The following is a 12211-nucleotide window of genomic DNA, read 5'->3' as shown; positions in this document are numbered from 1 at the left end:
CTCGTCAGTTGGGCTGGCTACCGCAGCCGAATGGCAGCGCGTAGGTGCCTTTCGGCACGGGGGCCGGGTTGGCGGGGGCGGGACGCGTCGCAAGCCAGGCGGCGACGGCCGTGACGTCCGCCTCGGTCAGGTGCCCGGCGACGAGCTGCATGCAATCAGGCGATTTCGCGGTGCGGGTGCCATAACGCCAGCCGCCGAGCTGGGCGCTGATATAATTGGCGCGCAGGCCCAGCAGGCCGGGGATGCCCGGCTGCATGCCCGTCAGTCCCGGGCCATGGCAGCTCACGCAGGCCGGAATGTTGCGGCCGGCATCGCCGCTGGTGGCGAGCAGCTCGCCCTGCGCCAGCACGTCCTTGCTGACCTCGCTCGGCGCGGGCTGCGGCAGCGGCGGGTGCTCGCTGGCAAAATATTCCGCCATCGCCTCCAGGTAGGGATCGGGCAGAAACTCCAGCAGATAGTTCATCGGCGGGTATTTGCGCCGGCCGCTGCGGAAGGCGAGGAGCTGGTTGTAGAGATAGCCGGCGGGCTTGCCTGCGAGACGTGGAAAGTAGACGTCGCTGGTGCCTTCGCCCTTGTTGCCGTGACAGGGCGTGCAAGCCTCCACCCGCGCCGCCATCGTATCCGGCGGCTGATTGACGGTTTGCGCGGCCGCACCGTCGACGGCGACCAAGGTGGCCAAAATGGCAATGGCGATTGCTGGTGCGGTGTAGCGAGCGAACACTCTCGTCGCCCTCCAGGAGGTTGGGCCGGGTTGATTCCCGGTCACAACGTAGAGCGGCATTATTGCGCCAATATAGTCGCGCGCAAGACGGGAAGGGACCGATGACGTTTGGTCGCGGTTGCACATTTGCGATCCCGATCGGTTTCGACAAAATTTGCGTGCATTTTGAAAAGCAAACACAGGTTTGCAGTCTCGCGACGCATCTTCGCCCGAGCTTTGCTTTGTCTCGACACCCTCCTGTCAGAGGGCGCAGGGAAGACCGGGTGCCGGCTGGCCCCCCCGGTCCACTGTGCGAAGGTTGCGCTACAAGAGGCTGCACAGCGGCATACAGATGAAGCCAAACAACCGGCCTTCCCTGCGCAGTGGTTTTACGGCTTATGCCGAGCTCTCCCCGGGGAGCGATGCACTATTGCCCCCGTCGCCTCATGGATCGCTGATGCGCGTGCCCGGTCGGGCCGCCCGCATCACCACAAGACTTGACGCACAGACCCCGGGCGTCAGGACGACACGGTTTTGCCGTACGCGAGAGCCGCACCGGTCGTGCGCGCGACGCCTTCGCTCACGGTTTCCCGCCCTGCGAAATCTGCCGCGCCGATGGGACTAGCGTCCACCGCAGCTCATCCCGCGTTTCGTGACGATCGCGATACGCCCCTCTGACAGGGATGAGGTGGCAGGATGATGCGATAAATCAGAATTTCTGTAAAGGCGAATATTTTCGCCGGCCGTGATTGACCGAGCCCCGGCGTATTTTGCCCGACGGGCAACGCAAGGTCTTGTGGCTCGGATGCGCTTCGCTCCATCCGGGCTGCGGGACCGTTCGCGTGGAATGCCGCTCGCGGCCGCGTGAAGGGCTTGGTTTCCCAATCTGGGATATCGTACAAGCGACCTCAACAGGAGACCTCAACAGGAGACCTCAACAGGAGACATGGGCAACATGGTGGGCGACACAAACGTTCGGGCTGGCCAGTGCCATTGCGGAGCGGTGCATTCGAGGTGACGCTCAGTGAGGGCTTCAATTCGATCCGCCGCTGCACTTGCTCTTACTGCCGCATGCGCGGCGCCGTCGTTGTCATGGCGGAAATGGGCGGGATCAAGTTCCTTCAGGGCGAGGATGCGCTCACAAGCTACCGCTTCCATACCGGATCAGCGCAGCACTTCTTCTGCTCCCGCTGCGGAATCTACACGCACCATCAGCGACGATCCGACCAATCTCTCTATGCCGTCAACGTCGCCTGCCTGGACGGGGCAAGCCCGTTCGATTTCACCGAGGTGCCGGTCATGGATGGCATCAATCACACCAACGACACTGGTCAGCCGACGCGGCGGGCCGGCACGCTCCGCTTCATTCCGGCTGACTGACGGTGGCGGTTGCCTGGCTCAACCCCGCGGCGACCGCGGCGTCCTGCGCTTTGCGGCATGCCGGCGCGGCGAGCGGGTGACGCGGGGGCGAAGGCGGGTTGCGGCGGCGGCGCGTTTCGGCTTGGCCTGGGCTGGGCCGCGGGCGAGATCCATCAGCATGCGCAGCGCCTCGACGACCGAGCGCTGACGCACGGCGGTGCGGCCGATGGCGCCGAAGCGATGCTCGCGGTGAACGATGCGACCGTCGCGCGCGGCGGCGGCGAAGTGGACGAGGCCGACCGGCTTGCCAGGCGTGGCGCCGCCGGGGCCGGCAATGCCGGTGATGGCGACCGCAAGATCGACGCCGGCACGCTCCAGCGCGCCGACTGCCATCGCCGTTGCCGTCTCCTTGCTGACGGCGCCGAAATTCGTCAGCGTGCTCGCCTCGACCCCTAACATCGCGCGCTTGGCGTCATTGGAATAGGTGACGAAGCCGCGATCGATGACATCGGACGAGCCGGGGATGTCGGTCAGCGCGCCGGCAACCAGGCCGCCGGTGCAGGACTCCGCGGTCGCGATCGTCAGCTTGCGCATCCGGCACAGATCGAGCAGCGAGCGGGAGAGGGCGCGTGCGTCGCTGCCGGCCATGGCCTAGACACTCCAGGGCAAGCGGATGGTGGCGCTCGCGGTGGCCGCGATGCCTTCCTCGCGGCCGGTGAAGCCGAGCCGCTCGCTGGTCGTCGCCTTCACGGCGACGCGGGAGACGTCGACGCCGGAAATCTCGGCGATGCGCGCGCGCATGGTGTCGCGCAAGGGGCCGATCTTCGGCCGCTCGCAGATCATCGTCACCTCGAGATTGGCGATGCGGCCGCCACGCTGGGTGACGCGCTCGATGGCGTATTTCAAAAACTGGTCGGAGGAGGCGCCCTTCCACTTCGCGTCGCTGGGCGGAAAGTGCGACCCGATGTCGCCGTCGGCGAGCGCGCCGAGGATGGCGTCGACCAGCGCATGCAGGCCGACATCGCCGTCGGAATGGGCCAGGAAGCCCTTGGTGTGCGGCACGCGCACGCCGCAGATCATGAGGTGGTCGCCTTCGCCGAAGGCGTGCACGTCGTAGCCCGTGCCGGTCCTGATGTCGCCGAGCAGGCTGGCCAGCCGCGCTTCCTCGCGCACGAAATCCTCGGGAGTGGTGAGCTTCATATTGGCAACATCGCCTTCAAAGGTTGCAACGGTCAATCCCGCCCATTCGGCAATCGCGGCATCGTCGGTGAAATCGCTGCGCCCGTCCTTGGCCGCGCGACGATGCGCTTCGAGGATGACGTCGAAACGAAAGGATTGCGGCGTCTGTGCGATTCGCAACCGCGCCCGGTCCGGCGTGTCCTCGACATTGCCGTTCGCGCCGGTGACCTTGATGGTGTCGGTGACGGGAACGGCGGGGATCGCGGCGCCGGTGCGGCTGGCCGCATCGATCGCGCGGGTGATCACGCCTTCCGAGACGAAGGGGCGTGCGGCGTCGTGGATCAGGACGATGTCGGGCTTGTGCCTGGCGAGCGCTTCAAGACCGGCGAGCACCGAGGCCTGCCGGGTCGCGCCGCCGCTGGTCGGCGGCTCGTGGCTGAGCCCTGCGACCGCTGCCGTGAACATGGCGCTGTCGTCGGGGTTCACGACCGGCTGAACCGCGAACACATCCGCGTGGCGGCTGAAGGCCTCCATGGCGCGATAGATCACCGGCACACCGCCGATTTCGCGATATTGCTTGGGACCACCGGCGCCTGCGCGCAGGCCGCGTCCGGCCGCGACGAGAACAACTGCGGTGCGCTGTGATTTCGCCATAGGACTCAAATACTCATTTGGTGATGAAGAGAGCCGGGGAGTGGGGTGATTGCCGCATGCCTCTAGCACGGCAGGCCCGCAAAAAAAGGGGGTTTCCCCGGATTGTGGGAAACAGCATTTTGTTGCACTGCACTTGAAAGATTTGCAGAACTGTCTAAACTGTAGGCATGACGCTTGACTGCACAAGAATTGTGCGCAAGATAGGTCATGGCAGGCGCGATGAGGCCCTGCCTACGCAACGAGACCCCTGTGACCGGCTCGGCAGTATCAGGCTCTAAGCCGTTGAAAATTGGCGATATTGATGTCGCCACCCCGGTCTTCCTGGCGCCGATGTCGGGGGTGACGGACTCGCCCGTCCGCCGGCTGGCCGCCGAGCTGGGCGCCGGTCTCGTCGTTTCCGAAATGACGGCCAGCGACGAACTCGCCAACGGCCATCGGATGTCCCGGTTGCGCTGCGAAGCCACCGGAATCGGTCCGCACGTGGTCCAGCTCGCCGGTTGCGAGACGCATTGGATGGCGGAGGGCGCCCGGATCGCCGAAGCCGAGGGCGCCGACATCATCGACATCAACATGGGCTGTCCGGCCCGTCACATCACCGGCGGCCAGTCCGGTTCCGCCTTGATGCGCGACCTCGACCACGCCGTCGGCCTGATCGAAGCGACGATCGCGGCGGTGAAGGTGCCGGTGACGCTGAAGATGCGGCTCGGCTGGGACGACCGCACCCGCAACGCGCCGGAACTGGCGCGGCGCGCGGAAGCATCGGGCATCAAGCTCGTCACCGTGCACGGCCGCACCCGCTGCCAGTTCTACAAGGGCGAGGCCGATTGGGACGCGATCCGCGCCGTGCGCGAGGCGATCTCCATTCCGCTCGTCGTCAATGGCGACATCACGACTTACGAGAAGGCGCTCGCGGCGCTCGAAGCCTCCGGCGCCGATGCCGTGATGATCGGCCGCGGCGCGCAGGGCCGGCCCTGGCTGCCCGGCCAGATCGGCCGCCGCCTCAAGGGCGGGGCGGCGGAAGCCACGCCGTCGCTCGAGACCCAGCTGCATTATGTCCGCACTCTTTATGAAGGCGTCTGCACGCTCTACGGCCTGCGCGTCGGTCTGCGGCACGCGCGAAAACATCTCGGCTGGGCGCTCGACGTCGCGGGCGATGTGAGCCGTGCGCCGGCCGAGAAGCTGAAATCCTGGCGCCAGAAGATCCTCACCTCGGAGGATCCGCGCCTCGTCCACCAGTCACTGCAAGATGCCTTCGACGACTTCGCATGGAGCGCTGCTGCATGAGCTCAGCCGCTGAACATCGTCGGCCGGTTCCGTCCGACAGCGATGCCATCCTGGACGCGCTTCCCAATCCCGTGCTCATGATCGGGCCGGACGGCAAGATCGTCGCCGCCAACATCGCAACCGAAGCCTTCTTCGATATCTCGACGCAATTTTTGAAGCGGCAGTCGCTGAAAGAGCTGGTGCCGTTCGGCAGCCCCTTGCTGGCGCTGATCGACCAGGTGCGTTCGTCGAACGCACCTGTCAACGAATACAAGGTCGATCTGGGCACGCCGCGCATGGGCGGAGACCGCCAGGTCGATCTGCACGTTGCCCCGATCACGGAACGGCCCGGCCATATCGTGGTGATGCTTCAGGAGCGCTCCATCGCCGACAAGATGGACCGGCAGCTCACCCATCGCAGCGCCGCGCGCTCGGTGATCGCGCTCGCCGCGATGCTGGCGCACGAGATCAAGAACCCGCTCTCGGGCATCCGCGGCGCGGCACAGCTCCTGGAGCAGCAGGCCTCCTCGGAAGACCGCATGCTGACGCGGCTGATCTGCGACGAGGCCGACCGCATCGTGACGCTGGTCGACCGCATGGAGGTGTTCGGCGACGAGCGCCCCGTGGTGCGCGGCCCCGTCAACATCCATTCGGTGCTCGATCACGTCAAACGGCTGGCGCAGTCCGGCTTTGCCCGCAACATCCGCTTCGTCGAAGACTACGATCCCTCGCTGCCGCCGGTGCTGGCGAACCAGGACCAGCTGATCCAGGTGTTCCTCAACCTCGTGAAGAACGCCGCTGAAGCGCTGATCGACGTTCCCGACGGCGAAATCCAGCTCACCACCGCGTTTCGTCCCGGCGTGCGCCTGTCAGTCCCCGGTCAAAAATCCCGTGTATCCCTGCCGCTCGAATTCTGCGTGAAGGACAACGGACCAGGCGTGCCTGACGATCTTCTGCCCAACCTGTTCGATCCCTTCGTGACCACCAAGCAGACCGGCTCGGGTCTGGGCCTCGCGCTGGTCGCAAAGATCATCGGGGATCACGGGGGCATCATCGAATGCGAATCTCAGCCGCGGAAGACCACCTTCCGCGTGCTGATGCCGATGTATTCCACATCGGTGAAACATGCCGATCAAAGCAGTCGCGACGGCTCTGCCGGGAAGTCGTCGTCTGCGTCACAGGGGGCAAAATGAGGATTAACGATGCCCGCAGGTAGCATTCTCGTTGCTGATGACGACACCGCCATCCGCACCGTACTCAATCAGGCACTATCGCGCGCCGGCTACGAAGTGCGGCTGACCGGCAATGCCGCGACGCTGTGGCGCTGGGTCAGCCAGGGGGAGGGCGATCTCGTCATCACCGACGTGGTGATGCCCGACGAGAACGCGTTCGACCTGTTGCCGCGGATCAAGAAGATGCGGCCGAATTTGCCGGTCATCGTCATGAGCGCGCAAAACACCTTCATGACGGCGATCCGCGCCTCCGAGCGCGGGGCATACGAATATCTGCCAAAGCCCTTCGACCTGAAGGAGCTGATCGCCATCGTCGGCCGCGCGCTGGCCGAGCCGAAGGAGCGGGTCTCGACGCCGAACGAGGACGCCGAGATGGAGGCGATCCCGCTGGTCGGCCGCTCGCCGGCGATGCAGGAGATCTATCGCGTGCTGGCGCGCCTGATGCAGACCGACCTCACCGTGATGATCACGGGCGAGTCGGGTACCGGCAAGGAGCTGGTGGCGCGCGCGCTGCACGACTACGGCAAGCGCCGCAACGGCCCGTTCGTCGCGGTCAACATGGCGGCGATCCCGCGTGACCTGATCGAGTCGGAACTGTTCGGCCATGAGCGCGGCGCCTTCACCGGCGCCAACACCCGCGCCTCCGGCCGGTTCGAGCAGGCCGAAGGCGGCACGCTGTTCCTGGACGAGATCGGCGACATGCCGATGGAGGCGCAGACCCGCCTGCTGCGCGTGCTTCAACAGGGCGAATACACCACGGTCGGCGGCCGCACCCCGATCAAGACCGACGTGCGCATCGTCGCGGCTTCCAACAAGGATCTGCGCGTCCTGATCCAGCAGGGCCTGTTCCGCGAAGATCTGTTCTTCCGCCTCAACGTCGTGCCGCTGCGGCTGCCGCCCTTGCGCGAGCGCATCGAGGATCTGCCGGATCTCATCCGTCATTTCTTTGCGCTTGCCGAGAAGGACGGCCTGCCGCCGAAAAAGCTCGACACGCTGGCGCTGGAGCGGATGAAGCAGCACCGCTGGCCGGGCAACGTGCGCGAGCTCGAGAACCTCGCCCGTCGCCTCGCGGCACTCTATCCGCAGGACGTGATCACGGGCTCCGTCATCGACGGCGAGCTGGCGCCGCCCACGGTCAGCCCGGGTGCCGCAGTCCAGCATGGCGTCGACAATCTCGGCGGCGCGGTGGAGGCGTATCTCTCCTCGCATTTCCAGGGCTTCCCGAACGGCGTGCCGCCGCCGGGCCTCTATCACCGCATCCTGAAGGAGATCGAGGTGCCGCTGCTCACGGCCGCGCTCGCCGCCACCCGCGGCAACCAGATCCGCGCGGCCGATCTGCTCGGCCTCAACCGCAACACGCTGCGGAAGAAGATCCGGGATCTCGACATCCAGGTGTATCGGAGCGGGGGCTAGCCTTCGCGGAACGAACGGTGGCTCAGCTCCCCCTACCAAAGCGGAGCTGAGCCTGTCCGGATCGCGCTGGCCTTTGTGGCTGACGCGGTGAGCAGAAGTCCCGATCGGACTGAAATGTTCCGATGGAACATTAAAAATGGTCATTCAGCCGCGGGACGCGGCCTCACACCTATCTGACAAATCGGCCTGACACCGGCATCGTGCTGGCGATGTTGGCCATCGGCTCCTGCAAGCCCGGTCCGTTGACCAGCAGGTCCGCGGCCACGATCAGCAGCAGCACGGCCGACACCATCATTGCGAGAAAGAATCTGTCCATGCCCGTCAAGCCGCCGGGGTGGGTATCCGTTCCCGCCATCCGGCATGTCGCTGTGGATGCGCCGGTCGGTCGCGGCGGGGACGCCGCGGAATTGTCGCAATTTGGCAACAATGTGGTACGAATACATCAGTATCCGCCCGCCGCGGCCCCCGTTTTTCAGCACCCATTGTCGGAATGACCAGCGCAGACACCTCGGCCGCATCCTTTGACACGGCCCCAGCGGAAGAGCCCCGGCGTTGGTCGACGCGACGCTGGCTGGCGCCGTTCGCCGTGGCGCTGGCACTGCTGTCGGCCTTCCTGACCTTCATGGTCCTGACCGGCCTCACGTCGATCGAGCCGACGCCGTCGGTTGTCCGTTCGTTCTATCTGATCAATGCGGGAACGATCCTGCTGCTGGTCGGCATCATCATCCGCGAGCTCTGGCAGCTGATCCTGGCGCGACGGCGGGGCAGGGCGGCGGCGCGGCTCCATGTCCAGATCGTCAGCCTGTTCTCGATCGTGGCGGTGCTGCCGGCGGTGCTGGTCGCCGTCGTCGCCAACGTCACCATCGAGCGCGGCCTCGACCGCCTGTTCTCCGGCCCGACCAAGGAGGTGATCCAGAACTCGCTGACGATCGCGCGGGCCTACATGCAGGACCACGCGCAGCTGATCCGCGGCGACATTCTCGGCATGGCCAACGACATCGCCCACGCGCGGCCGCTCTACGACCAGGATCGCCGCTCGTTTCGCGAGTTGCTGACGTCCAGCGCCGCCTCCCGCAACCTGCCGGGCGCGATGATCATCGACAAGAACACCAACATTCTCGAATCCGCCGACACCGGCATGCGGCTGGCCTATTCGCCGCCGGCGCCGGACTTCCTCAGCAACGTCAACGAATCCGAGCCCGAGATCGCGGTGCTGCCCGATGCGAGCTTCGTCGCCGCGGTGGTCCGCTTGCGCGCCTTCAGCGACACCTTCCTCTACGTCGCGCGGCCGCTCGATCCGAATGTCGTCAACCAGCTCAAGCAGACCGAGGTCAGCGTCGCCGAATACGCCCAGATCGAGTCGCGCCGGCTCGGCATCCAGGTCGCGTTCGCGCTGATGTTCGCGGTGATCGCGCTGACCATCCTGATGGCCTCGGTGCTGATCGGCCTCAACTTCGCCAACTCGCTGGTCTCGCCGATCCGGCGGCTGATGAACGCGGCCCAGACGGTCTCGACCGGCGATCTCCATGTGAAAGTGCCGGTGCACCAGTCGGAAGGCGACCTCGCCCAGCTGGGTGAGACCTTCAACAAGATGACGGAGGAGTTGCGCAGCCAGCGCGACGAGCTCGTCAACGCCAGCGACCTCATCGACAGCCGTCGCCGCTTCATCGAGGCGGTGCTGTCGTCCGCAAGCGCCGGCATCATCGGCGTCGATACCTCGGGCAGCGTCGGCATCCTCAACCGTTCCGCCGAAAAGCTGATCGGGCACTCCGAAGCCGAGACGCTCGGCCATCCGCTCTCCGACGTGCTGCCCGAGCTCGAAGAGATGATGAAGACGGCGCGGGAAGGGACCCAGCGCCTGGTGCAGGGGCAGATCACGATCACGCGGGACGGGCAGGAACGCAATCTGTCGGTCCGCGTCAGCGCCGAGAAGACCAGCCAGCCGCACGACAGCTACATCATCACGCTCGACGACATCACCGAGCTGGTCTCGGCGCAGCGCACCTCGGCCTGGGGCGACGTCGCGCGCCGCATCGCGCATGAGATCAAGAACCCGCTGACCCCGATCCAGCTCTCCGCCGAGCGCATTCGCCGCAAATTCGGCAAGGACATCACCGAGGGCAAGGACAAGCAGATCTTCGAACAGTGCACCGACACCATCGTGCGCCAGGTCGACGATATCCGCCGCATGGTCGACGAATTCTCGCGCTTTGCGCGGATGCCGAAGCCGGTGATGGAGGGCGAGGACGTCGTGGACACCGTGCGGCAGGCGGTGTTCCTGATGAAGGTCGCCCACCCCGAGATCGATATCGAGGCCGAGTTCAAGGAAGACCCGCTGCGTGCCCAGTTCGACCGGCGGCTGATCTCGCAGGCGGTCACCAACATCGTCAAGAACGCCACCGAGGCGATCGAGCAGGTCCCCCTGGAGGAGCTCGGCAAGGGCCGGATCGACGTCATGGTCTCGCGCGAGGGCGAGGACGTGCTGATCGACGTCGTCGACAACGGCATCGGCCTGCCCAAGGTGGCACGCTCGCGCCTCCTCGAGCCCTATGTGACAACACGGGCCAAGGGCACCGGCCTTGGGCTCGCGATCGTCGGCCGCGTGCTGGAAGACCATGGCGGGCGCATCGAACTGAAGGACGCCTCCGACTTCCGCGAGGGCCAGCGCGGCGCCTGGATGAGGATGCGTTTTGCGATCTCCGGCGCTCCCGCGAAAAGCGAGGAGGCCGAACCGGCGGCCGAGGCAACGACCAAGCCGGAAATCAGCGAAACCGCCACGCAGTCCGTCAAGCATCCGGAAACAAAAGAGGCAGCCGCCGAAACCAAAGAGCCGGCTGAAAAGACCAATGATTCAACGAAGATCGAAGCCTCAACAGGCAGCTGAGAAAACAGGCGCGACCCATGGCAAGTGAAATTCTGATTGTCGATGATGAGGCCGATATTCGGGATCTCGTTGCGGGCATCCTCGAAGACGAGGGTTTCGTGACCCGGACCGCGCGCGACAGCGATACGGCGCTCGCCGAGATCGCCAACCGCAGGCCGCATCTGGTGTTCCTCGACATCTGGCTGCAGGGCTCCAAGCTCGACGGCTTGCAGCTGCTGGAGCAGGTCAAGAAGGACAACCCCGATCTGCCGGTCGTGATGATCTCCGGCCACGGCAACATCGAGACCGCGGTCGCCGCGATCAAGCGTGGCGCCTACGACTTCATCGAGAAGCCGTTCAAGACCGACCGGCTGATCCTGGTCGCGAACCGTGCACTGGAGAACTCGCGGCTCAAGCGCGAGGTCAAGGAGCTGAAGCAGCTCGCGCCGAGCGCAAGCTCGCTGGTCGGCCGTTCGCCCAGCATGAACCAGCTGCGCCAGACCATCGAGCGCGCGGCCAAGGCCAACAGCCGCATCCTAATCGTCGGCCCCGCCGGTGCCGGCAAGGAACTGACCGCGCGCACGTTGCACACGGCCTCGGGCCGCGCCGACGGCCCCTTCGTCGTCATCAATGCCGCTGCGATCACGCCCGAGCGGATGGAGCACGAGCTGTTCGGCATCGAGCAGTCCAACGGTGAGCACGCGCGCAAGCCCGGCGCGCTCGAAGAGGCCCACGGCGGCACGCTGTTCATCGACGAGATCGCGGACATGCCGCGCGAGACCCAGAACAAGATCTTGCGCGTGCTGGTCGAGCAGTCGTTCCAGCGCGTCGGCGGCAACGGCAAGGTGCAGGTCGACGTCCGCATCATCTCCTCCACTGCGCGCAATCTGGAAGAGGAGATCGCGGCCGGCCATTTCCGCGAGGACCTCTATCATCGCCTCTCGGTGGTGCCGATCCGCGTGCCCGCGCTGTCGGAGCGGCGTGAGGACATCCCGGAATTGATCGACTACTTCATGGAGCAGATCTCGGCGGGCAGCGGCCTGCCCAAGCGACAGATCGGTCAGGACGCGATGGCGGTGCTGCAGTCGCATGTCTGGCCGGGCAATGTGCGCCAGCTCCGCAACAACGTTGAGAGAGTCATGATTCTGGCCGCGGGCGGGCCGGAGGTCATCATCACTGCCGACATGCTGCCGCAGGACGTCGGCTCCATGGTGCCGGCGATGCCGACCAGCAACAATGGTGAGCACATCATGGGCCTGCCGCTGCGCGAAGCGCGCGAAGTGTTCGAGCGCGACTATTTGATTGCACAGATCAGCCGTTTTTCAGGAAATATTTCTCGCACGGCCGAGTTTGTTGGCATGGAACGTTCGGCGTTGCATCGGAAACTGAAGGCGCTCGGTGTCGGCTAGGGCCGCGACGTCGCGGGGATAGGCGAGGAAAATCATCGATTTCCGTAGTTTTTCGGGGCAATACGGCGTCGGCTGCCGCGTGAAGCGGCTTGCCTAATAAGCCCACCTGTCCTCTAATTGAACCGCTGTCCCTTCGAGG

The 12211-nt window shown here is 65.5% G+C and carries 9 protein-coding genes and 1 pseudogene; 6 read left to right on the top strand and 4 right to left on the bottom strand.

All coding sequences use genetic code 11. From position 1 onward, the window contains the following. Positions 1–4 precede the first annotated feature (4 nt). Entirely contained in the window at positions 5–721 is a 717-nt protein-coding gene (locus JQ591_RS10060) for a c-type cytochrome (protein ID WP_211395847.1), read from the bottom strand. Positions 722–1655: 934 nt separating this feature from the next. Between JQ591_RS10060 and JQ591_RS10055 the strand changes: the two are divergent. Then, positions 1656–2080 (top strand): annotated as a pseudogene (locus JQ591_RS10055) (GFA family protein). A gap of 18 nt (positions 2081–2098) precedes the next feature. Here JQ591_RS10055 and JQ591_RS10050 read toward each other — a convergent pair. Further along, on the bottom strand, positions 2099–2707 hold the full coding sequence (locus JQ591_RS10050; protein ID WP_211395846.1) for a CinA family protein: 609 nt from the start codon (positions 2705–2707) through the stop codon (positions 2099–2101). A 3-nt stretch (positions 2708–2710) separates the two neighbouring features. Then, complete coding sequence (locus JQ591_RS10045) at positions 2711–3892, bottom strand: bifunctional 2-C-methyl-D-erythritol 4-phosphate cytidylyltransferase/2-C-methyl-D-erythritol 2,4-cyclodiphosphate synthase (RefSeq protein ID WP_211395845.1); 1182 nt, start codon at positions 3890–3892, stop codon at positions 2711–2713. Between the two features lie 282 nt (positions 3893–4174). Here JQ591_RS10045 and dusB point away from each other — a divergent pair, with 282 nt between their 5' ends. From dusB to ntrC, 3 genes are read left to right on the top strand one after another with little or no spacing between them, the layout of a single operon-like run. Continuing rightward, on the top strand, positions 4175–5176 hold the full coding sequence (gene dusB / locus JQ591_RS10040; protein ID WP_211396422.1) for a tRNA dihydrouridine synthase DusB: 1002 nt from the start codon (positions 4175–4177) through the stop codon (positions 5174–5176). Further along, positions 5173–6348, top strand: a complete 1176-nt coding sequence (locus JQ591_RS10035) for a two-component system sensor histidine kinase NtrB (RefSeq protein ID WP_211395844.1) — start codon at positions 5173–5175, stop codon at positions 6346–6348. The genes dusB and JQ591_RS10035 overlap by 4 nt, the downstream gene beginning before the upstream one ends. A gap of 9 nt (positions 6349–6357) precedes the next feature. Continuing rightward, entirely contained in the window at positions 6358–7800 is a 1443-nt protein-coding gene (gene ntrC, locus JQ591_RS10030) for a nitrogen regulation protein NR(I) (RefSeq protein WP_007610301.1), read from the top strand. 169 nt (positions 7801–7969) lie between these two features. Here the strand turns inward: ntrC and JQ591_RS10025 are convergent, their stop codons facing one another. Next, complete coding sequence (locus tag JQ591_RS10025; protein WP_211396466.1) at positions 7970–8116, bottom strand: hypothetical protein; 147 nt, start codon at positions 8114–8116, stop codon at positions 7970–7972. A 174-nt stretch (positions 8117–8290) separates the two neighbouring features. Here JQ591_RS10025 and JQ591_RS10020 point away from each other — a divergent pair, with 174 nt between their 5' ends. Together JQ591_RS10020 and JQ591_RS10015 are read left to right on the top strand one after the other, a co-directional pair. Continuing rightward, complete coding sequence (locus JQ591_RS10020; RefSeq protein WP_211395843.1) at positions 8291–10684, top strand: sensor histidine kinase; 2394 nt, start codon at positions 8291–8293, stop codon at positions 10682–10684. A gap of 17 nt (positions 10685–10701) precedes the next feature. Continuing rightward, positions 10702–12072 (top strand): sigma-54-dependent transcriptional regulator, encoded by a 1371-nt coding sequence (locus JQ591_RS10015; RefSeq protein WP_007591127.1) that lies wholly within the window; start codon positions 10702–10704, stop codon positions 12070–12072. The last annotated feature ends 139 nt before the right edge of the window (positions 12073–12211 follow it).

The organism is Bradyrhizobium canariense, assembly GCF_018130465.1.
Taxonomy (GTDB): Bacteria; Pseudomonadota; Alphaproteobacteria; order Rhizobiales; family Xanthobacteraceae; genus Bradyrhizobium; species Bradyrhizobium canariense_C.
Note: the sequence above shows the minus strand (reverse complement) of the source record. Positions and strands in the feature narration are given on the sequence as shown.